This is a genomic window from Nonomuraea sp. NPDC050227, assembly GCF_044459705.1.
GTDB lineage: Bacteria > Actinomycetota > Actinomycetes > Streptosporangiales > Streptosporangiaceae > Nonomuraea.
On record NZ_JBITJF010000016.1, the window covers coordinates 166,131 to 189,946 of the forward strand.

Sequence of the window (23,816 nt, forward strand, 5' to 3'; positions counted from 1 at the left end):
CCTCCGGCGTCGCGCGCATGGCTCGCCAGCGCGCGTCGCCGGCACGTTCCCTGACCGGCGTCGAGCACGGCGCGCGCCACCGGCCTGTCGGCCCGCGGTCGCCCGCCGTCGCCCGTTCCGCGCCCAGCAGGGGTGAGCGCAGTGATCTCTCGATGGTTCCGACGCTGCCGGAACCCCTCGCCGAAGCCCCGGTCGCGATCTGGCTCCCTCTAGGAAGCCCTCCTACCGGCCGCCGACGGCTGCTGCTCAGCCGCGGCGCCCGCCGACCGCTGTGGTGGCACCACAGGGGTCGGGCGCACCAGCCCGAGCGCGACGACCTCGTTGGCGAGGCGCGTGCGGCGGTTGGTGCCCTCAGGAATCCTGAACTTCTGGTACAGCCGCAGCAGGTGTTGCTTGACCGCGGCTTCGGTCACGACCAGGTCGTCGGCGATCTCGCGCGCCGTCGCCGGAGCGACGAACGCCTCGTCGGACAGCGCCGGCCTGCAGAGCGAGGTCAGCACATCGACCTCGCGCCTGGTCAGCTCGGGCGCCGCCGCCCTGCGCAGCTCGACCTCGGGGGTGAAGTCCTCACGAGGGACTCCACCGATGCGACCCCGCGCCGCGCCGAACGAGACGACGTCTCCGTCGTCAAGGACCCTCCGGGCGATCGGCCTGCCGTTCACCCGTGTGCCGTTGCGGGACAGGCCCAGGTCAACGACGTACAGGTAGGGTCCTCGTCTGACGAACTCGGCATGGAGTCGAGACACACTGGGGTCGGTGAGCCGGATGTCCACACCCCGGCCTCTCCCGACCGTCGTGATCTCGGGGCGCAACGGGACCACGTCGCCGGTGTCCTCGATGCGTATGAACGGCCCCTCCACGGCAGTTCCTCCCCAGGTAGCCCGCCGTAACTATTACTACAGCTCCGGCTTACCCAACCGAGGGGATGCGGAATCTCCTTTGCCGAAAGGAGAATCCCCCGTGAAATTGGTCTGGACCTCTGCGAACGGTTTTACCTGCTCACGGGTAGACTTCGGAGGAAGATAAGCGGAGGAAACACTCATGGCGGACAAGCCCACGAAAGGCCTGGCCGATGTCGTCGCCGCGTCCACAGCGCTGAGTGACATCGACGGCAAGGCCGGTCGCCTGTTCTACCGTGGATACGACATCCACGATCTGGCCGGCCGAGCGACGTTCGAGGAGACCGCGTACCTGCTGCAGCGCGGCAGGCTGCCCGACCGGGCCCAGCTGGAGGCGTACGGCGCCGACCTGGCCCAGGGCAGGGAGCTCGGCGCGCTGGTCGCCGCCAACGTGGCGGAGATCGCCGAGAAGCAGAAACCCATGGAGGCGCTCCGCTCCCTCGTCTCACTCTCCGGCGCCGACGACCCCGACAAGGACTCCACCGCCCCCGACGCGAACCTGCGCAAGGCGGCCCGCCTGACCGCGCAGCAGCCCGTGCTGGTCGCCCGCTACCACGCCGCGCGCACCGGCGGCGCGGTCCCCGAGGCCGACCCCGAGCTCAGCATCGCCGGCAACTTCCTGCTCCAGGTCACCGGACGCGCCCCCGAGCGGCGTGCGGTCGAGATCTTCGACGAGTGCCTGGTGCTGCACGCCGACCACACGATGAACGCCTCGACGTTCGCCGCCCGCGTCTGCGCCGCGACCCTGTCGGACATGCACTCGGCCATCGTCGCGGCCATCGGCACGCTCAAGGGCCCGCTGCACGGCGGCGCGAACGAGCAGGTCATGAAGACCCTGGAGTCGATCCCGCCGGGCGGGGTGGCCCAGGCCGTGCGCGACAAGCTCGCCGCGGGCGAGAAGATCATGGGCTTCGGCCACCGCGTCTACAAGACCGAGGACCCGCGCGCGACGCACCTGCGCCGCATGTCCGCCGAGCTGGCCGAGGCCGCCGGCGACGACACCTACTACCGGATGTCGAAGGAGATGGAGGAGGTCGTCTTCGAGACGAAGGGCCTCTATCCGAACGTCGATTTCTACGCGGCGTCGGTCTACCACTACCTTGGCATTCCGACGGACCTGTTCACCCCCGTCTTCTCGATCAGCCGCATGTCCGGCTGGACCGCGCACGTGATCGAGCAGCATGCCGACAACAGGCTGATCCGGCCCGACAGTGAATACATTGGCGAGCGCGATCAGAAGTGGAAGCCAATAGAAGAGCGTTGAGCCGAGAGAACGAACGTGAACGCTGGGGACCGTTCCCGCTGATCGTGGCGGGAGCGGTCGCCGCCGTGCTCGTGATCCTGTTGGTGGACCCGCGCTGGGGCGGGTTCGCGCTGGGCGGTGTGCTGATGGTCGCCGCCGCGCTCCGGTTCGCCGGGTTCGACGGGCAACTGGCCGTCCGCGACAAGAAGACGGACGTCATCACGCTGATCGCGTTCGGCTTCCTCATGGCCCTGACCTCGCTCGCGCTGTACAACAACGGGTTCAAGGCCTGGCTCCTGTCCCTTTTGGCCGGTTGACGGGACGGTCCGATAGCCTCAACGCATCCATTCATTGAAGGGGAACCATTCGCATGCCCAAGATCAAGGTGGAGGGTCCGGTCGTCGAGCTCGACGGCGACGAGATGACCAGGATCATCTGGCAGTTCATCAAGGACCAGCTGATCCTTCCCTACCTCGACGTCGACCTGAAGTACTACGACCTGGGGATCGAGTACCGGGACTCGACGGACGACCAGGTCACCATCGACGCCGCCAACGCCATCAAGAAGTACGGCGTCGGTGTGAAGTGCGCCACCATCACCCCCGACGAGGCGCGGGTCGAGGAGTTCGGGCTCAAGAAGATGTGGAAGTCCCCCAACGGGACCATCCGCAACATCCTCGGCGGCGTGATCTTCCGTGAGCCGATCATCATGTCGAACGTGCCGCGGCTCGTGCCCGGCTGGACCAAGCCGATCGTCGTCGGCCGTCACGCCTTCGGCGACCAGTACCGCGCCACCGACCTGGTCATCCCCGGCGAGGGCACCCTGACCCTCACGTACACGCCGAAGGACGGCTCCGAGCCGATCGAGCTCGACGTGTACGACTTCCCGGGCGGCGGCGTCGCCATGGCGATGTATAACCTCGACGAGTCGATCCGCGACTTCGCCCGCGCCTCCATGCGCTACGGCCTGGCCCGCAACTACCCGGTCTACCTGTCGACGAAGAACACCATCCTCAAGGCGTACGACGGCCGCTTCAAGGACATCTTCGCCGAGGTCTTCGAGACCGAGTTCAAGGCCGACTTCGACAAGGCCGGGCTCACCTACGAGCACCGCCTCATCGACGACATGGTCGCCGCGGCGCTCAAGTGGGAGGGCGGCTACGTCTGGGCCGCCAAGAACTACGACGGCGACGTGCAGTCCGACACCGTCGCCCAGGGCTTCGGCTCGCTCGGCCTGATGACCTCCGTCCTCATGACCCCCGACGGCCAGACCGTCGAGGCCGAGGCCGCCCACGGCACCGTGACCCGCCACTACCGCGAGCACCAGAAGGGCAACCCCACCTCCACGAACCCGATCGCCTCGATCTTCGCGTGGACGCGTGGCCTGGCCCACCGCGGCAAGCTGGACAACACCCCCGCCGTGACCGACTTCGCCAACAAGCTGGAGCAGGTCTGCATCGAGACCGTCGAGAGCGGTCAGATGACCAAGGACCTCGCCATGCTGGTCGGCGGCGACGCCAAGTGGCTCACCACCCAGGACTTCCTGGCCGCCCTGGACGAGAACCTCAAGAAGAAGATGTCTGCTTGAGAAAAAGCGGCCTCTACCTGCGACTTCGTCGTACGGTAGAGGCCGTTTCGCATGCCCGGGCCGTCTCTGGGCCGTCAAAGCTTCGGGCCGGACGCGAACACGGCGGCCACGGCGTTCCGCGTCCGGTCCTGGCTGCTCGGCATGAGGTTGGTGTAGATCCGCAGGGTGAAACCCGGATCGTGGTGCCCGAGGTACTCGCTGAGGGCCTTGATGTTCTCGCCGGCGTCCAGGAGCACTGAGGCGTAGAAGTGCCGCAGGGCGTGCATGCCGTGTTCGCGTGCGGCCTGGTGCGGCTCGTCGCGCTGGAGGCCATCGACCTCGCCGGGCCGCTCAAGTCGGAGCGCTATCTCCGGTACATCCGAGACCTGCAAGCAGACCTGAAGGCGTACGCGGACGATGGTTTGGTGGCGGAGTTCAACGCCGTCGTCGCTCGGAAGTATTCGTCGGAGAGCGACTAGGGCCGGCCTGCCGCGACGGCGATCGTTCCCGCCGTTCGACCGCCTGCCGGAGGAACACGACGCCACCGAGGTGTCGTGCGTGTCGCCCGCTCAGTCTGCGGCTTCGCAGGCGAGGCGGGAGGCGGGGCGCCGGGCATGAGCGGGGAGCGTGCCGATGCTGAGCCGGCAGGTGAGCAGCAACGCCAGGGCTGCGGGGATCAGCGCCCATGCGGGCAGATCGCCCGGATCGACGCCGTTGGCGAGCAGACCGCTGCCCGCGGCGGCTCCCGCGGCGGAACCGAGATACATCGCCGCCATCTGGAACGCGACGATCGGCATCGCCCGCTCGGGCCGGGTCCCGGTCAGGGCTTGTTGCAGGGTCGGAACGCTCGCCCACCCCGCCGCCCCCCACAACGCCGCCGCGACGAGCCAGGCCGCCGGTGTGGCGGAGATCCAGAAGACGGCGAAGCCCCCCAGGAGCACTGCCGGCAGGACGATGAGCAGCGTACGGGGCCCGAAGGCGTCCAGCGGCCTGCCGACCAGGGCGGAGCCGGCGACTCCGCCGATGCCCCAGGCCCACACCAGCGCGAATCCCCAGTCCTGGAGCCCTCGCGCCTCGGCCATGGGCAGCAGATAGGTGTAGAGCCCGAGACTGGCCACACCGAGGAGGAACGCGGCGGCGACCCCGACGAGCGTCCTCGCCGAACGCAGCACCGCGAAGGCGGGACCACGCGAAGCGGGCAACGACGGGATCGTTCGCGCCTTGACGGCCAGGGCCACCATGCTGAGCAGGCCGACCGCGACGACCAGGGCCATGGTCCATCGCCAGCTCAACCGGTCGCCGATGAGCATCCCGACCGGCACTCCGGCGACCGTCCCGGTGGACAGGCCGAAGGTCACCATGGCCATGGCGCGCCCCCGTTCGTGGTCGGCGACCATGGCGGCGGCGGCTGCGGTCGCCACAGCGGTGAGCACGCCGGCGCCGGCGCCCGCGATCACCCGCGAGGCGAGGAACACCTCGGTCCCCGGCGAGACCACGGTGACGAGGTTGCCGAGATTGAACACGCCCAACGCGATCAGCAGCGCCCTCGCGGTGCTCCCGCGGATCAGCGATCCGGACAACAACGGTCCCGCCAGGGCGTACGCGGCGGTGAAGGCCGTCACCCCCAGGCCGACCGCCGCGACCGTCGTGGCGAGCGAATCGGCGATCGAGGGCAGCACCCCGGCGAGAACGTAGGCGTCTATCCCCAGCGCGATCGCGGCGGCGACAAGCGGCCAGACGCGGCGGATCACGCGTCCTCCTGCGTGGGAGCGGCTTCCTGGTAGCCGTTGAGCACGGTGTCGATCAATCCGGGGAACCGCGCCTCCAGGTCGTCGTCGCGAAGTCGGATCAGGCACTTGCGTCCCTCGGCACGGACGAACACCACCCCGGACTCGCGCAGGAGGCTGGTGTGATGCGTGAGCGTCGAGCGCGGCAGGTCCGGGCCCAGCTCGATGCTGTCCACCTCGCCGCGTTCCGCGAGCATCCGCACCATCGACAACCGCAGCGGCTCACTCAACGCGAACAGCACGCGCGGGATCGCGATCTCATCAACCTCGGGATGCTGGTACACCCGTGCCGGCGCCAACGGAACCACCTTCAATCGTTCGACAATTTTCGCACGATGATAGTGCGAGAATTCTCGAACGATCAAATCGATCTGCAGGCGGTGCGCCGGATCCGAAAGCAGGCCAGGTCAGCACGGAGAGCCGGTTCGACAAGACGCCTGACAGCCGCCTGGCCGGGCTGGAGATCCGAACTCCGTGCAGACCCCAGTACTCCAGCCGTAGATCGTGATCTTGTTGCTGGAGTGCGGTGGAGAGGGGGCAGCGGTCAGTCGTCGACGAGATCGGGCTGGGCAGCCAGGCGTCCGCTACTCACTTCCTTCGAGACGGCGGGCATCTTTGATCTCGCTGAACCTGGCAGCCGTCATCGGGGTCCACTCCCTCCTCTCTCCAGCGGCACGGACGGCTTCTCCAACCTCGCTGAGCTTCACGGAGGACAACGCGCCCGCCCGTTCGATCAGGTCGTCCCGTGCCACGGTGGTCAGCCATGTGCACGGAGTAAAGCCTGGACGCGGGAACGCGAACCGCAGCACGCCTTCGAAGGGCAGCCCTTCCGGGGCTCCTACAGCCACTTCAACGCCCAGGCCGCTCATCTCGACGCCCGCTGGCGCAACGACCTGCATCGCCTGAAACCCGGATGACTCCTCGTCCGAGAGCAGCACGACAGGGCGTCGCTCATCGAAGTCGACCCACCAGACTTCACCGCGTTGCATGTGTCCTCCTGGTGCGAGGCGGCGGGCGAACGCTGCGTGCCCCGTGCGGGACACGGAAGGGATGCGGGCGCGGCCATTGCTGATCATCGGTGTGTGAAGAATGAAGATCATGCGGTGGCCGCGAGGCACAGCGTAGACCCTGCCCGCCGGCAGGAGGCGTTCGAGGTCCTGTTGGGTGTAGGTCCGCAGGGTGAAACCCGGATCGTGGTGCCCGAGGTACTCGCTGAGGGCCTTGATGTTCTCGCCGGCGTCCGGGAGCACTGAGGCGTAGAAGTGCCGCAGGGCATGCATGCCGTGCTCGCGCGCGGCCTGGTGCGGCTCGCCGCGCTTGCGCTTCGGGATGACACCGGCCCGTACGAGAGCCGTCGTCCAGTGGACGTACCGGCCGCCCGGTCACCGTCACCGTTCCCGCCTGCGGCGACCAGGGGAGGTGGGAGCCGGCCTCCGCCGTGGTCTTCTACGGCCAGCACCAGGAGCAGGCCTGCTGTGAGGGCGCCGCCGGGGAGGTGCGCTGCGGCCACGTCAGCTTCTTCGCCGACAGCGCGGCGGCACAGGCGTGGAGCCAGGCGCACCCGCAGGCGGCAGGACGGCTGCTCGCCCAGCGCCAAGCCTGGGAGATGGGCGTGGACATCTTCGGCCCACTCATGCGCCCATAGCCGGAAATTGGACAGTGAATGGCCTGGGAACTGGTCAGGTGAAATGCCGACACTCGGCGGGCAGGTCCTGCGACCGTCCCACCGAGGAAGGCTGATCGATAGTGACAGAACGCGTACGCGTGGCGGTGCTGGCCGGCGGGCCGTCCGCCGAGCACGAGGTGTCGCTGCTGTCGGCACACGCCGTGCTCGACGCCCTGCCGAAGGAGCTGTACGAGCCCGTGCCCGTCATCATCGACCGCCAGGGCAGGTGGCCGGTGGAGCTGCGACGCGATCAGGTGGACGTGGTCTTCCCGGTGCTGCACGGACCGTTCGGCGAGGACGGCGTCGTCCAGGGGCACCTGGAGACGCTGGGCATCCCGTACGTGGGTTGCGGCGTCCTGGCCTCCGCCGTGGCGATGGACAAGGTCGCGATGCGGCGCGCGTTCCTGGCGGAGGGCATCCCCGTCACCCCGGGTGTGTGGTTCACCGAGCACGAATGGCGCGCCACCATCGACTCCTGGGGGCTGGTGAAGTCGCTCGACTGGCCGATGTACGTGAAACCGTCCGGTCTGGGCTCCTCCATCGGCATCTCGCGTGTCACCACGATGGAGGAGCTGCGCGCGGGTGTGGAGCTGGCGCTGACACACGACCGGTTGGTCATCGTCGAGCAGGAGGTAGCCGCGCGCGAGCTCATCTGCAGCGTGCTCGGCGGTCATGACTTCCCGGAGGCGTCGCTGCCCGGCGAGCTCCTCGTGCCAGGCGACTGGCTCGACTACGAGGCCAAGTACCTCAGCAATGCCGAGATCGCCACGATCCCCGCCGTCCTGCCCGAACGCGTGGCCGAGGATGTGCGCGAGATGTCGCTGCGCGCCTTCCGGGCGATCGGCGGTTACGGCCTGGCCAGGGTCGACTTCCTCTACGAGGAGGAGTCGGGACGCCTGTACGTGCTGGAGATCAACACCATGCCCGGCTTCACGGCCCGTTCCGTCTATGCCAGGGCCTGGGCCGAGAGCGGTGTCCCGTACCCGGAGCTGCTGCGCCGCCTCATCGACCTCGCGTTCGCCAGAAGCAGGCAAGTGACCGTCAGGAGCGGCAAGTGATCGCCACGACGCTGGAGAGGATCGCGCAGGTCGTCGGCGCGAGCCTGCACGACGTGCGCGATCCGCGGGCGCTGGTGACGGCGCCCGCGGCAGTCGATTCGCGCGAGGTGGTGCCCGGCGGCCTGTTCGCCGCGACGGTCGGCGCCCGCGTAGACGGCCACGACTACGCGGGCCGTGCCGTCGCGGGCGGCGCCGTCGCCGTGCTGGCCTCGCGGCCCGTCGGCGTGCCCGCCCTCGTGGTCGACGACGTGCAGCTCGCGCTCGGCGTGCTGGCCAAGCACCTGCTCGGACGCATCAGCCCGACCGTGATCGGCCTGACCGGCTCCGTGGGCAAGACCACCACCAAGGACCTGCTGGCGCAGGTGCTCGAACGGCACGCCGAGACGGTCGCCACGGACAGGTCGTTCAACAACGAGCTCGGACTGCCGCTCACCGTGCTGCGCGCCGATGCCGCCACCCGGTACCTGGTGCTGGAGATGGGAGCGAGCAGGAAGGGCGACCTGACGTACCTGACCGGACTCGCGCCACCGCAGCTTGGGCTGGTGCTCAATGTCGGCAGCGCGCACGTGGAGCGCATGGGATCCGGGCCGGCCGACATAGCCGAGGCCAAGGGCGAGCTGGTCGAGGCGCTTCCGGCGGACGGGTTCGCGCTGCTCAACGCCGACGACCCGTACGTCGTCGGGATGGCCGGCCGTACCAGGGCCGAGGTCCTGCTGTACGGCGCGGCGGCGGGGGCACAGGTGCGGGCGGAAGGCGTGCGGCTGGACGACCGCGCGCGGCCCGCGTTCGAGCTGGTGACGCCGGGCGGCAGCGCCCCGGTCACGCTCGACCTCATGGGCGAGCATCAGGTGGGCAACGCGCTGGCCGCCGCCGCCGTGGCCACCGCGCTCGGCCTGGGCGCCGCCGAGATCGCCGAGGGACTGAACGCCGCCCGGCGGCGCTCCGCGGGCCGGTTGGAGATCGTCGAACGACGTGACGGCATCACCATCGTCGACGACGCCTACAACGCCAGCCCCGAGTCCATGAAGGCCGGGCTGCGGGCGGTGCGGGCGATGGCGGGCGCCCGCCGTACCGTCGCCGTGCTGGGCGCGATGGGGCAGCAGGCGGACACCTCGCGCGCCCGGCACGCCGAGATCGGCCGGCTCGTCGCCGACCTCCGCTTCGACGTGCTGATCGCGGTAGGGGAGGGGGATCCGCTCGCGATGGCGTGGGCGGCGGAGTCCGCGAACCGGGGCGTGGCCGTCCACACGGTCGAGGACGTGTCCGGCGCCACCGAGCTGGCCGGCTCGCTGCTCGAACCGGGCGACGTGGTGTTCGTCAAGGCCTCAAGCGAGATCGGGCTCGGCGCCTGCGCCCGCGCGCTGGCCGACGCCTGAACAGCTTCTGCTCTGCAGAATGACCGGCCACCCTGTCAAGCCTTCCGGCGACGAGCCGGCGAAACGGAGTTCCATGCGCACCATCGGTCTTATCGGCGGGTTGAGCTGGGAATCGACGGTGATCTACTACCAGATCATCAACCAGCGCACCCGCGAGCACCTCGGCGGCAGCCATTCCGCCAACAGCCTCATCTGGTCGGTCGACTACACGACGGTCGAGGACCTCATCTTCGCCGACCGCTGGGACGAGGTGAGCACGTTGCTGACCGGTGCGGGCAGGCGACTGGAGGATTCCGGCGCCGACGTCCTGCTCGTCTGCAGCAACACCTTCAGCCGGGTGAGCGACGACGTGGAGCGGGCCGTGGGCGTGCCGGTGCTGCACATCGCCGACGCCGTGGGCGTCGAGATCCGCGCCAGGGGCATGCGCAAGGTCGGCCTGCTCGGCACCAGATTCACCATGGAGGAGCCCTTCTACCTGGATCGGCTGGCCGCCCACGGCGTCGAGGTGGTCGTCCCGCGTCGCGAACAGCGGAAGCTGGTCCACGACGTGATCTTCGACGAGCTGGTGCGCGGGGTGATCAGGGAAGCGTCCAGGGACGCCTACGCGCGGATCATCCAGGACCTCGCCGACGACGGCGCGGAGGGCGTCGTCCTCGGCTGCACGGAGATCGAGCTGCTGATCAGTGAGAAGCACAGCCCGATCCCTGTGCTGCCGAGCGCCCGGCTGCACGCCGAGGCGGCGGTCGGTTTCGCCCTCGCCGAGTGATTCACGTACGGCTGGTGCCGTACAGCTCGCGGTGCCACAGGTCGGCGCAGACCCGTTCGATGCCGGCCGCCAGGTGGCGGCGATAGGTGGTGAAGGGGATGCCGAGCCGTTCCGCGGCCAGCTCCTGCGTGGGCGTACCGCAGAGGAACGTGACGGACAGCGCCCGGTGGAACTTGACCGAGCGCGGGTCCTCGCTCAGGTCGCCGATCGCCTGGCGCAGCAGGTCACCCAGTGCCGTGGCGGGATTCTGCTCCTCGGCGACCAGCCTGGTGCGCGCCAGGGGGGAGGCGGCCAGCTCGTCCGGCCGCGGCAACCTGCGCAACGCTCCGCGGACCGCGTCGGCGAACTCCTCCCTGGACAGCACCGCCAGTCTCGCCGTCGCGGCGCCAGGGCCGCTGGCGGGCCTCTTGACCATCTGCTCCAGCCACGCCCGCGCGGGCACCGCCCGCCAGTCATGGACGAACAGGCCGCCGGCGATGTCACGCATCCCGTGGTACCGCTCCGTGCGTGCTTCGATGTACGACCAGGCCAGCCGTTCGGCCCGTAGACAGTTGCCGAGCGCTCGCCACTGGATCAGTTCCAGCAACAGCGCGTTACCGCGGTACGGCGGAAGCACCCACTGCCTGCTGACCGCCAGGTGCTCACCGGCGCGCAGCGGGGTGGTGGCGCGCGCGTGCGCCCACGCCGCGGCCACGACGGGATCGGCCGCCAGCTCCTCCTCATCGAGCTCCGTCAACCGCAGCCACGCGGAGAGAGCCACCGGCTCGCCCGTCTCGGCGCTTCGATAGAGGCGGAACGCTTCCGGCTGACGCTCCACCCAGAATGCCGCCTCCTGTACCAGGATGCCGGCCTCCGCCTCCGCCTGCGGCAAGGACTCTTCCTGGAACTCGCCGTCGCCGGTAGGCGGCCCGTGGTGGAGATGGAGCAGTGCCGCCACCGCGCCGGGCACGTCCGCGTCGCTCGCCGTGCGAACCCTGTCCGCCACGCGCGCATGCACGCGCTCGTGCATCACCGTGTACGCCTCGGGGTCCCGCCAGCGCAGGTCCGCCTCCAGCAGCCGCCGGACCACGCCGTGCGGGAACAGCCCGAGACCGCTCGATTCGACGAACGGCAACCGCCGCAGCCAGCGGAACAGCGTCCCCGCGTCCTCGGGGAAGGCCGCCCGCAGCAGGTCCTCCGTCGTCGTGTACGCGTGCGCGCAGATCTCCAGGGCACGCCGGTGCGCGGCCGAGGGCAGCTCGCCCACCAGCTGATCCAGCAACTCGGCCACCAGGTCCTGATCAGGTTTCCATCGCCCGCCGTCCTTCGCCGCCACGGCCGCCCCCAGGAGCAGCGCCAGCGGGTGACCGCCGGCGAAGGCGAGCAGCGGCTCGCGCACCTCGGCCGGCACGCCGGCGGCGTCCAGCAGGGTGTGCGCGTCCGCGGCCCGCAGATCGCGCAGCGGCAGCACCTCCAGCGACCCCGCCCATGCCGGGTCCGCCTGCCAGCGCACATCCGGCGGGTTCCGTCCCGCGATCACCGCCAGCGCCCCCGCGGGCACCCGCGGCAGGAACCGTTCGCGCAGCCACCCCTCCAGGTTCTGCACGCGGTCGAAACCGTCGAACAGCAGCACCGCGTCGTCCTGGCAGGCCGCCGGGTCCATCAGGCGCTCGTCCAGCATGGACACGGGCCGCCCCGCCGTCTCGGCCTCGTCGGCGAAGCGCCGCAGCAGGGCCGACTTCCCGATGCCGCCCGGACCGTGCACGTACAGGACGCTGCGGGCGCCGCTGTACAGCGCCGTGGTGAAGACCGCGAGCTCCTCCTCCCGCCCCACGAACGTCATCTCGCGCGCCGCGCGCAGCCGCCGCTCCAGAGAACCGGACATGGATCGCTACCCCTTCTCGAAGAGGTGGTGCACGCCGGGGTGGGGGAGCCGTCGCGGCGGTATGCCCCGCCTGTCCGGGCGGTGCTCGAAATGCCACCACTCGTTGTCGTACAGGCGGTAGAGGTCGTAGCGGGCGCCGTGCTCCTCCAGCCAGCGAGCGCCTTCGTGCGGGCGCACGTCCAGGGCGATGCCCTTGACGTGGCTGGACTCGGCCGGTGGCAGCACGAGCATGCGGGCCAGGGACGGAGAGCCGGAGCGGCGCACCTCGTCGTCGAACATCCGCTGCTGGACGACGGGGTCGCGGTATCCGGAGGTGACGCCGATGAGCTGGCCGTGACGCCACAGCGCCTCGGTGCGCGCCGCGGTGAACGCGGCCATCGCGCCGTCGGTGAGCCCGGCGAGGTTCTCGGCGGGGAATCGCATCCGCAACGCCCAGCGGCAGGCCAGTTCGCGGGCGCGGCCTGGATGGCGAACGAAGGCCGGCGGCAGCAGCAGTACGGCGAGCACCAGCGTGGCCGCGGCGTACAGCCTGTCTCGGGGCCGGGGAGGGATGGTGCGTGGTTCGTCCATGACGAACCACCCTTGGCGCCAAATATGAGCGCATCGTCCGCCGAATGTCACCGTTTGTCGACGGCCCCAGGCTGTGCGCCTCGGGCGAACTGCCAGGACGGCCGGACGGCATCCTCCAGTGCCGGGACCGGAGCCTTCGCTTACGCGATCAGGAGGCTGGCCAGCGCCGGACCGAAGGCGCCGCCGAGTTGGTAGCACAGGGTGAACAGGGCGAGCGCGGTGGCTCGATGCTCGCCTGGGACGGCCTTGCCGGCGCGATCGGAGTGCCAGGCCATCGCCGCCGTGGCGGCGAACACTGCGAACGCGTTGGCCGCTACGAGGGCCGTCGGCCAGGGCGCGGTCAGCGGCAGGGCCACGGCCACGGCGCCGGCGGTCAGGAGGACCGTCCGGGTGAGGGCGGGGGCGTACCGGGAGGTCCAGCGGGTGAACAGCAGCGAGGCGATTGAGCCGGCGGCCAGCATGACGAGCGTCGCCAGCCCGATCCGTTCGGCCGGCCAGTGGCGTTCCAGCATTCTGGGAACGGTGTAGAGCAGGGCGAAGTAGGAGGTGGACAGCGCGCACGCGGTCGCCGAGGCGATGACGAACACGCGGGAGCTCACCACCGCCCGGGGGACGAACCCGGCGTTGCTCCTGCGGATGTGCAGGGTCAGGAGCGCGGTCGCGACGGCGGCTGCGGCCAGTGTGGCCGGGCCCAGGCGCGGGGTCAGGATGAACGCGCTGATCAACGTCATCACCAGCAGGATGCCGACGATGTCGGTGGGCGCGGAGGCGTCGGTGGGTCCGGCGTCATGATCGTGGGGGTGTGCTGGAGCGTGGCGCAGGATGGCGGGGACGGCCAGCAGTGCGGGCAGGGACAGCAGCAGCGGCGTCCGCCAGGAGATCGCTGACAGGGTAGAGCCGACCAGCGGGCCGAACGCGCCGACGAGGCCGACTCCGGCGGTGATCACGCCTGTCCGGGAGGTCGTCCCGGCCAGGGTGATGGCGAGGGTCACCAGACCGCCCCCGCCGGCGGCCTGAGCGGCGCGTCCGGCCAGGAGCATCGGCAGCGCCGGCGCGAGTGCCACCAGGAGCGTGCCGAGCAGCACCAGGGCGGCGTTGGCGAGTGTGGCGACGCGGCTGCCGCGGGTGCGCAGCAGCGCGGCGGTGAGTGGGGCGCCCAGCACGCCACCCCAGCCGAAGGCGGTGGCGGCCCAGGTGGCGTCGGCGGTCGAGACGTCGAGCGCGTGGGCCAGGGCGGGGATGACGGTGGTGATGCTGTTGGCGCTGAGTGAGGTCGGGGTCGCCAGCAAGGCGAGGGAGAGGACGGAGATCCGTCCGTTGTGTGCGGTCGCGTGGATCACTCGCTCAAAGTACACCAGCTAGTGTAAAACATGCACTCGATGGTGTAGTTTGATGTTCGTCCACCGAAGGAGAGACATGAACGAGCTGACCATCCTGGCCCTGTCCGGCAGCCTGCGCGCGCAGTCCCACAACACCGCACTGCTGCACGCGGCACGCACGCTGAGCCTCGGGGGGCCGGCCATCGCCATCGAGGACGACCTGGGCCGATTGCCGCTCTACAACCAGGACCTGGACAGCGGTACGCCACCCGTGACGGTCGCCGAATTCCGGGCCCGCATCGCCGCCGCCGACGCCCTGCTGATCGCCACCCCGGAACACAACGCCTCGGTCCCGGCCGCACTGAAGAACGCCATCGACTGGGCGAGCACCCCACCCGAAGGGTTGTTGCGCGGCAAGCCAGTGGCCATCGCAGGCGCCTCACCGGGACCGTTCGGTTCGGTACGCGCGCAACTCGCCCTCCGCCAGATCCTGGCCGCGGTGGGGGCCGAAGTCGTGGTCAAACCGGAGGTCACGGTGTTCCACTGTGACACCCGCTTCACCAGCGAACGCGAGCTGAGCGACCCCTGCACCGCCGACCTGCTGCGAGAACTGCTCAACGCCCTGTCACGCAAGGTCCGCCCGTACACTGCGGCCAAGTAGCCCCAGCCCGAAAGGACACCGATGACCCTGAGCCGGCCCGAGCCGTACGGCAGAGCGGACAAGCGGCAGGCGATCACCCAAGCCGCTCGCCGGGTGTTCGGCCGCGACGGCTACACCCGCGCCAGCATGGACTCGATCGCCGCCGCGGCCGGGGTGTCCAAGCGGACGGTCTACAACCACTTCACCGACAAGGAACAGCTGTTCCTGACCGTCGCGCTGGAAGGCGCCGAGGACGTCACCGCCGCGATCGCACAGATCATGGACCGGCACCTGCGCAAAATCGTGGACCTGGAGCAGGATCTGATCGACTTCTCCCTCGACCGGGTCGCCGCAGTGACCTCTTTCCCCGATCACTTCGCTCTGGTGCGGGCCATCGAGGCCGAGGCCGCCCACATCCCCCCGCCGATCCTGAAGTCCTGGATCGCAGCCGGACCACAGACCGCGCACCTGCGCCTGGCGCCGTACCTGCGCCGGATCGCCGACCGCGGCCTGCTGGACATCCATGACGCCGACAGCGCCGCCGCCCACCTCACCCTGTTGACCGTCACCGATGTCAACCAGCAGACGTTCTACGGCGCCGTCCCGCTGCCCCAGGAGGAGATCACTCAGCTCGTCACCATCGGCGTGCGGGTCTTCCTGCGCAGTTACGCCCCCACCGTCCCTTAGCGTGATGCGCCAGAAGTTCGCGCCGAAGCGGCTGATGTGGGCCCGCAGGTAGGGCGCGATCCGACCGAGCTGGTCGGCGGTGATCTCCCGTTCCTCTGCGACGAGCCGGCGCACGATGTCCTACGCCGCCTACTCGCCCAGGGCGAAGACGGCCAAGGAGCAGGTGTACCAGAGGTTCGCCGTGGACTTCGCGCTCTGACCGGGGCGCGCCTGGGCGCCTGGTCGCTCGGGGTGAGCGAGCGACGTTCGAGGTGATGGAGGGGGCCGTGGAGCCCTTCCGACCGGGCCACGGCGGACCGTACGCACGAGGTCGAGACGCGCATCACCCTGGCCCGGGCACCCCCGAGCAGTTGCGGACCGTACGCGAGTGCATGCCGAAGGGAGGTCCGGTGCACAACATGGACGGCAGCCGGCGCCTCCCCGAGCAGGGCGCGGTCGAGTACTTCCGGCTGCTGGCGGACTTCCGGGACAGGTGGGGGACGACCGCTCTGGTGGGCAGCCGGGCCGGCTTCGTCCTGTGCACGCCGGCGTCTCCCCGCACCGCGTACGGCCCGCAGGACCAGGTCCTGGGGCAGGAGAAGGACGTGGCGTTCGGCCCCCTGGGCCGGGGCGGCGACTGAGCCCCCGCCGGGGCCGTCTCACCCGCTCACGCGCTCCGCGCGCCCGTTCGCGCGGCGCCAGTCGCTCGCGGTGAGGCGGTACAGGACGTGGCGGCGCAGCCGGTGGCCGGGCGGCAGGACGGGATGGTCGAAGTCCCCCTCGGGGTCGTGGACCATCCCGAGGCGGCGCATGACGGCGCTGGAGCGGGTGTTGACCGTGGCCGTGAAGGAGACCACCTCCGCCAGGCCGAGCCGGTCGAAGGCGAAGCCGAGCGCGGCGGTGGCCGCCTCGCTCGCGTAGCCGTGCCCCCACGACCTGCGGTCGAGCCGCCAGGCGATCTCCGTCGCGGGCATGAAGGGGGCCTCGAACGTCGGCCGGTGCAGGCCGGTGAAGCCGATGAACTCGCCGGTGTCCAGCCGTTCCAGCGCCCAGCGTCCCCAGCCCTGCCGGGTGATCAGGTCGTCGCTGGCGTCGGCGAGCGCGTCGCTCTGCTCGCGGCTGAGCGTGGCGGGGAAGTGTTCCATGACCTCGGGATCGGCGTTGAGCTCCGCGAAGGGCTCGCGGTCGGAGGGGCGCCAGGGCCGCAGCAGCAGGCGCTCGGTACGCAGCTCGACCGGCGGCAGGTGGGTGGAGTCGATCACCGGTCACATCTTATGCGCGGGGCGAGGTGGGGGAGCTCGTACTCTTGGTCCCGTGTTGAGTAGTAACCGGCTGCGTGTCCTGCTTGAGGTGTTCAGGACGGGCAGTATCGCCGGTGCGGCCAGGGTGCTGAAGTTGTCGCCGTCCGCGGTGTCCCATCAGTTGTCCCGGCTGGAGCAGGAGGCGGGGGTCGGGCTGGTCGAGCGCAACGCCCAGAGCCTGCGGCTGACCGAGGCGGGACGCCGCCTGGCCATCCGCGCCCAGGAGGTCGTCGACATCATCGAGGCGGCCGAGAAGGACCTGCTCGCCCAGGCCAGGGTGGACGCCGGCGAGCTGCGCATCGGCTTCTTCGCCTCCGCCGGGTACCGGCTGCTGCCGCTGGCGTTGTCGCGGTTCGCCTCCCGGTATCCCAAGGTGGCGCTCGACCTGGTGGAGGGCCAGCCGTACGAGCTGCTGCCCGATCTGGAGCGCGGCGCGCTCGACGTGCTGGTGGTCTTCGAGCACGCGCTGGACCCGTGGCAGTGCCCGGAAGGGGTGGAGGTCGTCCACCTGTTCGACGAGCCGCAGCTGCTGGTCCTGCCGACCGGCCACGCCGCCGCCCAGCGGCCCAAGGTACGGCTGGCGGACCTGGCCGAGGAGCCGTGGATCACCACGTTCGGCGCCGAGCACCCGGTGTCGATCTTGGAACGGGCCAGCACGCTGGAGGGCTTCTCGCCGCGGATCCGCTGCCGCAGCGACCACTACGAGGTGACGATCGGCCTGGTACGGGCCGGGCTCGGCGTCGCGCTGGTGCCGAGCCTCGGCCTGCAGGGCGCGACCGGGCTGCACACCTGCCGGCTGACCACGCCGAACCTGTTCCGCAGGATCGGCGTGGCCAGGCGGCCGACCAATCCCAACCCGGCCGCCCGGTCGTTCCTGGCCTACCTGCGTACGGCCTCGGCCCAGCTCAGGAACTCGCTGGAGCCGTCGCTGCGCTGAGGCGGGCGGCGACGTCCAGGCCGGCCCGCCGTACGGCGGAGGTCAGGTCGTGCTCGCTGCCCGCGGGGCCGTGGGCCAGGACGGCGTAGGCGATGCGGCCGTCCATGATGCCGACGTCGGACCGGACGCCCTCGTCGGTGCCGGTCTTGTTGGCCAGCCAGTCGCCCTCGGGATCGTGCCTGACCAGGGCGGGGACGAGCCCGTGGTCGGTGTTCTGCCGCATCCAGCCGCGCATGAGCGCCTGCCAGCCGCCCGGGCCTGCGAGCAGCGCGGCCAGGCCGGACAGCTCGGCCGCGGTGCCGATCGCGAACGTCGGCGGGTCCTGCGGGGTGCGCGGTTCCCTGATGCGGTCGAGCAGCCTGGTCCGCGACAGCCCGAGGGCCGCGGCGGCGGCGTTGACCCGGTCCAGGCCGATCGTGCGCAGCAGCGCGTTCGTGGCGGTGTTGTCGCTGACGGCGGCGGTCAGCAGGGCGAGGTCGCCGATCGTCCAGGCGCGCGCGGACAGCGACGTGAGCAGCCCGGAGCCGCCGCAGTAGTCGTCGTCGTGCAGCGTCACGGGCGTGTCGGGGGCCAGGATGCCGCCCTCGACGCTCATCGCCACCTCGGCCAGCAGCAGCAGCTTGCCGACGCTGGCCAGCGGCAGCTCGGCGTCCTCGTTGACGCCGTGGAACTCGCCCGTCACCAGATCCCGCGTCGCGACGGCGAGCGTGATGTCGTTCACCGCCCGATGATCCTTCCTGGTCTGTCCTCGGTGAGCCTGTTGTCCTCCACGGCGAGCCGTCCGGCCACCACGACGGCCCTGATGCCGACGGGAGGCAGCAGCGGGTCGGCGTAGGTCGCGCCGTCGGCCACCGTCGCGGGGTCGAAGAGCACCAGGTCGGCGTGCGCTCCGTCGCGCACGACGCCCCGGTCCGCCAGCCCGAACCGGTCGGCGGCCATGCCGGTCATCTTGTGGACGGCGGTCTCCACCGGGAACAGCCCCTGGTCGCGGGAGTAGCGGCCGAGCACCCTGGGGAAGGTGCCGGCCAGCCGGGGGTGCGGATGGCCCGGCTTGGGCACGCCGTCCGAGCCGATCATGACGTACTCGCTCGCCAGGACCCGCTGGACGTCGTCCTCGCGCATGGAGTGGCTGATGATCGTCACCTCGCCGTCCTCGGCGAGCAGCAGCTCGGCCGCCGCGTCCACCGGGTCGCCGCCCAGCTCGGCGATCGTGCGGCCCTCGGCCTCGGGATGACGGGTGGCGCAGGCGACCGAGATGCGGTCCCAGCCGCCGTTGCCGACCGTGTTCTCCCAGCCCGGCACGCCGTCCTCGATGGCCGCGCGCATGCGGTCGCGCTGGCCGGGGTCGCGCAGCCGGTCGAGCAGCGCCTCGGTGCCGCCGTCGTTGGCCCACGGGGGGAACATCGCCGACAGCGACGTGCTGCCCTCGGTGTAGGGGTAGACGTCGCAGGTGAGGTCCATGCCCTGGGCGCGCAGCGCGGCGATGCGGGGGAGCGTGCGCAGGGTCTTGCCCCAGGCGTGCTTGCCGGCCGTCTTGTGGTGGCTGACGTGCAGCGCGGCCCCGCTGCTGCGGGCGATCTCGACGGCCTCCTCCAGCGCCTCCTCCACGCGCGACATCTCGTCCCGCAGGTGGGTGACGTACGGCTTGCCGTGCCGGGCCGCGACGCGGGCCAGCGCGACCACCTCGGCGGTGTCGCCGTACGTGCCGGGGGTGTAGATGAGGCCGGTGGACAGCCCGGCGGCGCCGGCGGCCAGCGCCTCGTCGAGCAGCGCGCACATGGTGGCGAGCTCGGCGGGGGTGGCCGGGCGGTCCTCGTAGCCGAGCACGCCGGCCCGCAGGGTGCCGTGGCCGACGAGGGAGGTCAGGTGGTTCGACCGGGGGGCCCGCTCGTGCGCCGCGACGAACCCGTCGTAGTCCTCAAAAATCGGGATGTCGCCGCCGAAGCCGGCCCTGCTCGACCGGCGCAGCGCCGGCACCCGCTCGGGCAGCGCCGGGAACAGGCTCGACCCGCAGTTGCCGCAGATCTCCACCGTGACGCCCATGAGCACGGGCGCGGCGGCCAGCTCCCGGCCCGCCTCCCCGAGCAGGGTGACCGCGTCGGAGTGGGTGTGGACGTCGATGAACCCGGGCGCGACCACCAGCCCGGCGGCGTCGATCACCCGCCCCCCGCCGCCGTCGGACGGGCCGCCCCCGGGCAGCAGGACGAGGCGGTCACCGCGGACGCCGACGTCGGCCCGGCGCAGCGGCGCGCCCGTCCCGTCGGCCACGAGGCCACCGCTGATCAGCATGTCGAGGCTCACGTGGCCGAACCCTCCCTGAGAAGCGAGCCGTTCACAGCACCTGCCCGAGGAAGGCGCGGGTGCGCTCGTGACGCGGCGCGGACAGCACCTCGCGCGGCGGCCCCTCCTCCACGATCACGCCGTCGTCGATGAACACCAGGTGGTCGCCCGCCTCTCTGGCGAAGCCCATCTCGTGGGTCACCACGATCATCGTCATCCCGCTGGCCGCCAGGTCGCGCATGACCTGCAGCACCTCCTGCACCAGCTCGGGGTCGAGCGCGCTGGTCGGCTCGTCGAACAGCATGAGCTTGGGGTCCATGGCCAGGCTGCGCGCGATCGCGACCCGCTGCTGCTGGCCGCCCGACAGCTGCCTGGGGTAGTGGCCGGCCCGGTCGGCCAGCCCCACCCGGTCGAGCAGCGTCATCGCGCGCTCGGCCGCCTTCGCCTTCGGCAGGCGCTTGACCGTGCACGGGCCCTCCATGACGTTCTCCAGCGCGGTCATGTGCGGGAACAGGTGGAAGCGCTGGAAGACCATGCCGATCTCCTGGCGCTGGCGGCACAGCTCACCGGGCCGCAGCAGGTGCAGCTTGCCGCCCTGCTCGCTGAAGCCCATGAGCTCGCCGTCGACCCACACCCGGCCCGCGTCGATCGTCTCCAGCCGGTTGACGCAGCGCAACAGCGTCGACTTGCCGGACCCGGACGGGCCCACCACGCAGACCACCGCGCCGGCCGGCACGTCGAGGCTGACGCCCTTCAGCACCTCCAGCTGGCCGAAGCGCTTCCGGACCGATTCGATCTTCACCATGCTAGTGGCCACGGCTGAACCTCCTCTCCAGGGAGCGCTGGCCGAAGGTGGCCACGGTGGTGAGCAGCAGGTACCAGGTGGAGGCGACCACCAGCAGCGCGATCACCTCGAAGTTGTCCAGGTAGATGCGCTGGGAGACGGTCAGCAGCTCCGCGCCGGAGATGACCGAGACCATCGAGGTGGTCTTCAGCATGGAGATGAACTGGTTGCCGGTCGGCGGGATGATCACCCGCATCGCCTGCGGCAGCACGACCCTGCGCAGGATCTGCCGGTGCGTCATGCCCAGCGACTCGGCCGCCTCCCGCTGCCCGGGATCCACCGAACGGATGCCCGCGCGGACGATCTCGGCCATGTACGCGCCCTCGTTGATGGTCAGCCCGAGCAGCGCCGCCGTGAACGGCGTGATCAGCTCGTTGGCCGGCCACTGGAGGAACATCGGGCCGCCGAACGGCACGCCGAGCCCGATCTCGGGGAAGACCAGGCCGATGTTGAACCAGAAGATGAGCTGCACCAGCAGCGGCGTGCCCCGGAAGAACCAGGTGTAGAGGCCGGCCGCGCCGCGCAGCACCGGGCTGTCCGACAACTGCATGACGGCGGCGACCACGCCGAGGGCGACGCCGATGACCATGGACAGCGCGGTGAGCGCGATCGTGATCCACAGGCCGCCGAGCACGCGGCCGTCCAGTAGGAACTCGGCGATGACGTCCCAGTGGAGGTTGGGGTTGACGATGACGGTGTAGGCCAGCCACGCCATCACCAGCGCCGCGACCACCGCCGCGACGAGCCGCCCGGGCCTGGGCGGCTTCACCGCCTCGATCGGGAGTTCCATCATGCGCCGGTGTTGATCGTGACCTTGGGCACGGCGTTGGCCGTCGTGCCGTACTTCTCCAGGATCCTGCCGTACTCGCCGCTGTCGATCAGCTCCTGCAGCGCCTTGGCGACGGCGTCGCGCAGGCCGGTCTGCTTCTTGTCGATCGCGATGCCCCAGGGGCCGGCGTCGTACTGCTCGGCCAGGACCTCGTACTTGCCGGTCTCCTTGGCGTACATGGCGGCCACGGGGGAGTCGACGATCGTGGCGACGGTACGGCCGGAGTCGATGGTGAGCAGGCCGGTGGGGGCGTCCTCGCTCTGCATGATCTCCATCTTCTGGGCGCACTTCTCGTTCTGGCGCTTGCCGATCTCCAGGTTGGAGCTGCCCTTGGCCAGGACGACCTTCTTGCCGCACAGGTCCTCAAGGGTCTTGATGCCCTCGGGGTTGCCCTTCTTGACCATGATCGAGCCGCCGGCGTTGAAGTAGTCGACGAAGTCGACGGCCTTGCGGCGCTGTTCGAGGTCGCTGAGCGCGGCCATGGCGATGTCCCACCGGCCGCCCTGCAGGCCGGGGATGAGACCGTCGAAGGAGGCGTTGATGATCCGGGTCTTCAGCCCGAGCCGCTCGCCGACCGCCACGGCCAGGTCGGCGTCGACGCCGGTCATCTCCTGGGTGCCCGGCTTGTACATCTCCATCGGGGGATAGCCTTCCGAGGTCGCCATGCGGAGCTCGCCGGACTTCCGTACGGAATCCGGGACGAGGTCCTTGGCGCTCTTGCCGGTCGAGGAGGGCGGCGTGGGGGCCGCCGCCGTACCCGAGGTGGACCTCCCGCATCCCGCGCCGAGCGCGCAGGCCGCCACCAGGGCGATGACCAGGTGTGTTCGCATGGCATGTCATCGTGGCCAGGCCGTCAGGCGGCACCAAGCCTCGTGAAGGCATGCGACCCTCAGCAACGAATCCGTCGATGCTCGACCCTTCATGCCCTCGCGGTTGTTTACGCTCGCCCCTCATGAGTTTGGACATCTGGCCCCAGACCACCACATGGCACGACGGGGAGCTGCGGCTCGGCGGGATCGGCGCGGTCGAACTGGCCCGGGAGCACGGCACGCCCGCGTACGTGCTGGACGAGGCCGACTTCACCGCCCGCGCCCGCGCCTGGCTGGACGCGCTGCCCGACGGCGACGTGCACTACGGCGGCAAGGCGTTCCTCTGCCCTGAGGTGGTGCGCTGGCTGGACCGGCTGGGCCTGTCCCTGGACGTCTGCACGGGCGGCGAGCTGGCCGTGGCCATGGCCGGCGGGATGCCGCCGGAGCGGGTCGTCTTCCACGGCAACAACAAGTCGGCCGACGAGCTGCGCAGGGCCGTGGCCTGGGGCATCGGCTGCGTGGTCGTCGACTCCTTCGCCGAGATCGCCAGGCTCGCCGAGATCGCCGCCTCCCTGGGCGTCCGGCAGCGGGTGATGATCAGGGTGACGCCGGGCGTGGACCCGCACACCCACGCCTTCATCGCCACCGGCGGCGAGGACTCCAAGTTCGGCTTCTCGCTGAGCGCCGGCGCCGCCGCGCTCGCGGTGGCGCAGGTGACCGCCGAGCCCGCGCTGGAGCTGTACGGCCTGCACTCCCACATCGGCTCGCAGATCTTCGAGCTGGACGGCTTCGGCACCGCCGCCGCCAGGATGGCCGCCTTCGCCGCCGAGACCGGCGTCACCAGGCTCGACCTGGGCGGCGGCCTCGGCATCGGCTACACGCCGGACGACCCCACCCCGCCCACGCCCGCCGAGCTGCTCGCCGTGCTCAGGAAGGAGACCGCGGGCCTGCACCTGGCCGTCGAGCCCGGCAGGTCGATCGCCGGGCCGTCCACGGTCGCCCTGTACGAGATCGGCACGATCAAGGGCCGGTACGTGAGCGTGAACGGCGGCATGAGCGACAACCCCCGCCCCGGCATGTACGGCGCCGCCTACACCGCCGCCCTGGCCAACCGCGCCTCCGACGCCCCCACGAGCGCGTTCACCGTGGTCGGCAAGCACTGCGAGAGCGGGGACGTGCTGGTCAGGGACATCGCGCTGCCCGGCGACGTGCGACCCGGCGACCTGCTCGCCGTCCCGGTGTCAGGCGCCTACCAGCGCTCGATGGCCAGTAACTACAACCACGTGCCCAGGCCGCCGGTGGTCGCGGTGCGCGACGGGCAGGCGCGGGTCATCGTCCGCCGCGAGAGCGAGGAGGACCTGCTGCGGCTCTACGTGTGACGCGGCCGCGAAGCCG

26 protein-coding genes and 1 pseudogene are annotated in these 23,816 nt (G+C 70.7%); 13 read left to right on the top strand and 14 right to left on the bottom strand.

All coding sequences use genetic code 11. From position 1 onward, the window contains the following. Positions 1-209: 209 nt before the first annotated feature. A complete protein-coding gene (locus tag ACIBK9_RS45350) occupies positions 210-860 on the bottom strand; it encodes an FHA domain-containing protein (RefSeq protein ID WP_352362084.1) in 651 nt (216 codons plus the stop codon). 181 nt (positions 861-1,041) lie between these two features. Between ACIBK9_RS45350 and ACIBK9_RS45355 the strand changes: the two genes are divergently transcribed. From ACIBK9_RS45355 to ACIBK9_RS45365, 3 genes are read left to right on the top strand one after another with little or no spacing between them, the layout of a single operon-like run. Next, on the top strand, positions 1,042-2,163 hold the full coding sequence (locus tag ACIBK9_RS45355) for a citrate/2-methylcitrate synthase (RefSeq protein ID WP_397165204.1): 1,122 nt from the start codon (positions 1,042-1,044) through the stop codon (positions 2,161-2,163). Next, entirely contained in the window at positions 2,160-2,459 is a 300-nt protein-coding gene (locus ACIBK9_RS45360; protein WP_358282322.1) for a DUF3017 domain-containing protein, read from the top strand. The genes ACIBK9_RS45355 and ACIBK9_RS45360 overlap by 4 nt, the downstream gene beginning before the upstream one ends. Positions 2,460-2,512: 53 nt before the next feature. Then, a complete protein-coding gene (locus ACIBK9_RS45365) occupies positions 2,513-3,730 on the top strand; it encodes an NADP-dependent isocitrate dehydrogenase (protein WP_357969726.1) in 1,218 nt (405 codons plus the stop codon). Positions 3,731-3,804: 74 nt separating this feature from the next. Here ACIBK9_RS45365 and ACIBK9_RS45370 read toward each other — a convergent pair whose 3' ends face one another. After that, positions 3,805-3,996: a tyrosine-type recombinase/integrase gene (locus tag ACIBK9_RS45370; RefSeq protein WP_397165206.1), complete on the bottom strand. Its 192-nt coding sequence runs from the start codon at positions 3,994-3,996 to the stop codon at positions 3,805-3,807. On the opposite strand from ACIBK9_RS45370, the gene ACIBK9_RS45375 reads away from it, so the two are divergent. Beyond that, the gene (locus tag ACIBK9_RS45375) at positions 3,991-4,188 is read left to right on the top strand and encodes a hypothetical protein (RefSeq protein WP_397165208.1); all 198 of its coding nucleotides are present in this window, start codon (positions 3,991-3,993) and stop codon (positions 4,186-4,188) included. The genes ACIBK9_RS45370 and ACIBK9_RS45375 overlap by 6 nt on opposite strands. 90 nt (positions 4,189-4,278) lie before the next feature. On the opposite strand, the gene ACIBK9_RS45380 is transcribed toward ACIBK9_RS45375, so the two are convergent. The 3 genes from ACIBK9_RS45380 to ACIBK9_RS45390 all read right to left on the bottom strand — a co-directional run bounded on the left by ACIBK9_RS45380 (position 4,279) and on the right by ACIBK9_RS45390 (position 6,776). Beyond that, positions 4,279-5,460 (bottom strand): MFS transporter, encoded by a 1,182-nt coding sequence (locus tag ACIBK9_RS45380; RefSeq protein ID WP_397165209.1) that lies wholly within the window; start codon positions 5,458-5,460, stop codon positions 4,279-4,281. Beyond that, positions 5,457-5,804, bottom strand: a complete 348-nt coding sequence (locus ACIBK9_RS45385) for a helix-turn-helix transcriptional regulator (protein WP_364086743.1) — start codon at positions 5,802-5,804, stop codon at positions 5,457-5,459. The genes ACIBK9_RS45380 and ACIBK9_RS45385 overlap by 4 nt, the downstream gene beginning before the upstream one ends. A 276-nt stretch (positions 5,805-6,080) precedes the next feature. Further along, on the bottom strand, positions 6,081-6,776 hold the full coding sequence (locus ACIBK9_RS45390; protein ID WP_397165210.1) for a hypothetical protein: 696 nt from the start codon (positions 6,774-6,776) through the stop codon (positions 6,081-6,083). A 122-nt stretch (positions 6,777-6,898) separates the two neighbouring features. Between ACIBK9_RS45390 and merB the strand changes: the two are divergent. From merB to ACIBK9_RS45410, 4 genes and pseudogenes are all read left to right on the top strand, one after another. Continuing rightward, positions 6,899-7,141, top strand: a pseudogene (merB, locus tag ACIBK9_RS45395) (organomercurial lyase); the annotation flags it as partial. 101 nt (positions 7,142-7,242) lie between these two features. Continuing rightward, positions 7,243-8,220 (top strand): D-alanine--D-alanine ligase family protein, encoded by a 978-nt coding sequence (locus ACIBK9_RS45400; RefSeq protein WP_397165212.1) that lies wholly within the window; start codon positions 7,243-7,245, stop codon positions 8,218-8,220. Then, positions 8,217-9,596 carry a UDP-N-acetylmuramoyl-tripeptide--D-alanyl-D-alanine ligase gene (murF, locus tag ACIBK9_RS45405; RefSeq protein ID WP_397165213.1) on the top strand — a complete coding sequence of 460 codons (1,380 nt, stop codon included), beginning with the start codon at positions 8,217-8,219 and terminating at the stop codon, positions 9,594-9,596. Before ACIBK9_RS45400 ends, murF begins: the two co-directional genes overlap by 4 nt. A 73-nt stretch (positions 9,597-9,669) precedes the next feature. After that, entirely contained in the window at positions 9,670-10,362 is a 693-nt protein-coding gene (locus tag ACIBK9_RS45410; protein WP_397165215.1) for an aspartate/glutamate racemase family protein, read from the top strand. A 1-nt stretch (position 10,363) separates the two neighbouring features. Here the strand turns inward: ACIBK9_RS45410 and ACIBK9_RS45415 are convergent, their stop codons facing one another. The 3 genes from ACIBK9_RS45415 to ACIBK9_RS45425 form a co-directional block, all read right to left on the bottom strand. Continuing rightward, positions 10,364-12,226, bottom strand: coding sequence for an ATP-binding protein (locus ACIBK9_RS45415; protein ID WP_397165217.1), 1,863 nt, complete (start codon positions 12,224-12,226; stop codon positions 10,364-10,366). 6 nt (positions 12,227-12,232) lie between these two features. Then, entirely contained in the window at positions 12,233-12,796 is a 564-nt protein-coding gene (vanY-N, locus tag ACIBK9_RS45420; protein WP_397165219.1) for a D,D-peptidase/D,D-carboxypeptidase VanY-N, read from the bottom strand. Positions 12,797-12,936: 140 nt separating this feature from the next. Continuing rightward, entirely contained in the window at positions 12,937-14,136 is a 1,200-nt protein-coding gene (locus tag ACIBK9_RS45425) for an MFS transporter (protein WP_397165220.1), read from the bottom strand. A gap of 76 nt (positions 14,137-14,212) precedes the next feature. On the opposite strand from ACIBK9_RS45425, the gene ACIBK9_RS45430 reads away from it, so the two are divergent. The 3 genes from ACIBK9_RS45430 (at position 14,213) to ACIBK9_RS45440 (ending at position 16,062) form a co-directional block, all read left to right on the top strand. Continuing rightward, on the top strand, positions 14,213-14,776 hold the full coding sequence (locus ACIBK9_RS45430; protein WP_397165222.1) for an NADPH-dependent FMN reductase: 564 nt from the start codon (positions 14,213-14,215) through the stop codon (positions 14,774-14,776). A 21-nt stretch (positions 14,777-14,797) separates the two neighbouring features. Beyond that, entirely contained in the window at positions 14,798-15,442 is a 645-nt protein-coding gene (locus tag ACIBK9_RS45435; RefSeq protein ID WP_397165224.1) for a TetR/AcrR family transcriptional regulator, read from the top strand. 389 nt (positions 15,443-15,831) lie between these two features. Further along, positions 15,832-16,062, top strand: a complete 231-nt coding sequence (locus ACIBK9_RS45440; RefSeq protein ID WP_397165226.1) for a hypothetical protein — start codon at positions 15,832-15,834, stop codon at positions 16,060-16,062. Positions 16,063-16,080: 18 nt separating this feature from the next. On the opposite strand, the gene ACIBK9_RS45445 is transcribed toward ACIBK9_RS45440, so the two are convergent. Further along, a complete protein-coding gene (locus tag ACIBK9_RS45445; protein WP_397165227.1) occupies positions 16,081-16,683 on the bottom strand; it encodes a GNAT family N-acetyltransferase in 603 nt (200 codons plus the stop codon). A 52-nt stretch (positions 16,684-16,735) separates the two neighbouring features. Here ACIBK9_RS45445 and ACIBK9_RS45450 point away from each other — a divergent pair, with 52 nt between their 5' ends. Beyond that, a complete protein-coding gene (locus ACIBK9_RS45450; RefSeq protein ID WP_357969738.1) occupies positions 16,736-17,659 on the top strand; it encodes a LysR substrate-binding domain-containing protein in 924 nt (307 codons plus the stop codon). On the opposite strand, the gene ACIBK9_RS45455 is transcribed toward ACIBK9_RS45450, so the two are convergent. Genes ACIBK9_RS45455 through ACIBK9_RS45475 form a run of 5 tightly spaced genes read right to left on the bottom strand, consistent with a single transcriptional unit; the run spans position 17,628 to position 22,442 of the window. After that, a complete protein-coding gene (locus ACIBK9_RS45455; protein ID WP_387669120.1) occupies positions 17,628-18,380 on the bottom strand; it encodes a serine hydrolase in 753 nt (250 codons plus the stop codon). The two genes, ACIBK9_RS45450 and ACIBK9_RS45455, sit on opposite strands and share 32 nt — an antisense overlap. Then, complete coding sequence (locus tag ACIBK9_RS45460; RefSeq protein WP_397165229.1) at positions 18,377-19,960, bottom strand: amidohydrolase family protein; 1,584 nt, start codon at positions 19,958-19,960, stop codon at positions 18,377-18,379. The genes ACIBK9_RS45455 and ACIBK9_RS45460 overlap by 4 nt, the downstream gene beginning before the upstream one ends. A gap of 31 nt (positions 19,961-19,991) precedes the next feature. Then, positions 19,992-20,744 (bottom strand): amino acid ABC transporter ATP-binding protein, encoded by a 753-nt coding sequence (locus ACIBK9_RS45465; protein WP_387669274.1) that lies wholly within the window; start codon positions 20,742-20,744, stop codon positions 19,992-19,994. A gap of 1 nt (position 20,745) precedes the next feature. Beyond that, positions 20,746-21,576: an amino acid ABC transporter permease gene (locus ACIBK9_RS45470; protein ID WP_358282334.1), complete on the bottom strand. Its 831-nt coding sequence runs from the start codon at positions 21,574-21,576 to the stop codon at positions 20,746-20,748. Then, positions 21,573-22,442 carry an ABC transporter substrate-binding protein gene (locus ACIBK9_RS45475; protein ID WP_397165230.1) on the bottom strand — a complete coding sequence of 290 codons (870 nt, stop codon included), beginning with the start codon at positions 22,440-22,442 and terminating at the stop codon, positions 21,573-21,575. The genes ACIBK9_RS45470 and ACIBK9_RS45475 overlap by 4 nt, the downstream gene beginning before the upstream one ends. Positions 22,443-22,564: 122 nt before the next feature. On the opposite strand from ACIBK9_RS45475, the gene lysA reads away from it, so the two are divergent. Then, complete coding sequence (gene lysA / locus ACIBK9_RS45480) at positions 22,565-23,800, top strand: diaminopimelate decarboxylase (protein ID WP_397165232.1); 1,236 nt, start codon at positions 22,565-22,567, stop codon at positions 23,798-23,800. The last annotated feature ends 16 nt before the right edge of the window (positions 23,801-23,816 follow it).

Coding starts and splice junctions, on each gene's coding strand:
- ACIBK9_RS45435 (WP_397165224.1), top strand. CDS start 14,798: ATGACCCTGAGCCGGCCCGAGCCGTACGGCAGAGCGGACAAGCGGCAG.
- ACIBK9_RS45365 (WP_357969726.1), top strand. CDS start 2,513: ATGCCCAAGATCAAGGTGGAGGGTCCGGTCGTCGAGCTCGACGGCGAC.
- ACIBK9_RS45370 (WP_397165206.1), bottom strand. CDS start 3,996: ATGCACGCCCTGCGGCACTTCTACGCCTCAGTGCTCCTGGACGCCGGC.
- ACIBK9_RS45410 (WP_397165215.1), top strand. CDS start 9,670: ATGCGCACCATCGGTCTTATCGGCGGGTTGAGCTGGGAATCGACGGTG.
- ACIBK9_RS45475 (WP_397165230.1), bottom strand. CDS start 22,442: ATGCGAACACACCTGGTCATCGCCCTGGTGGCGGCCTGCGCGCTCGGC.
- ACIBK9_RS45390 (WP_397165210.1), bottom strand. CDS start 6,776: ATGCATGCCCTGCGGCACTTCTACGCCTCAGTGCTCCCGGACGCCGGC.
- ACIBK9_RS45430 (WP_397165222.1), top strand. CDS start 14,213: ATGAACGAGCTGACCATCCTGGCCCTGTCCGGCAGCCTGCGCGCGCAG.
- ACIBK9_RS45355 (WP_397165204.1), top strand. CDS start 1,042: ATGGCGGACAAGCCCACGAAAGGCCTGGCCGATGTCGTCGCCGCGTCC.
- ACIBK9_RS45465 (WP_387669274.1), bottom strand. CDS start 20,744: ATGGTGAAGATCGAATCGGTCCGGAAGCGCTTCGGCCAGCTGGAGGTG.
- ACIBK9_RS45415 (WP_397165217.1), bottom strand. CDS start 12,226: ATGTCCGGTTCTCTGGAGCGGCGGCTGCGCGCGGCGCGCGAGATGACG.
- vanY-N (WP_397165219.1), bottom strand. CDS start 12,796: ATGGACGAACCACGCACCATCCCTCCCCGGCCCCGAGACAGGCTGTAC.
- lysA (WP_397165232.1), top strand. CDS start 22,565: ATGAGTTTGGACATCTGGCCCCAGACCACCACATGGCACGACGGGGAG.
- ACIBK9_RS45470 (WP_358282334.1), bottom strand. CDS start 21,576: ATGATGGAACTCCCGATCGAGGCGGTGAAGCCGCCCAGGCCCGGGCGG.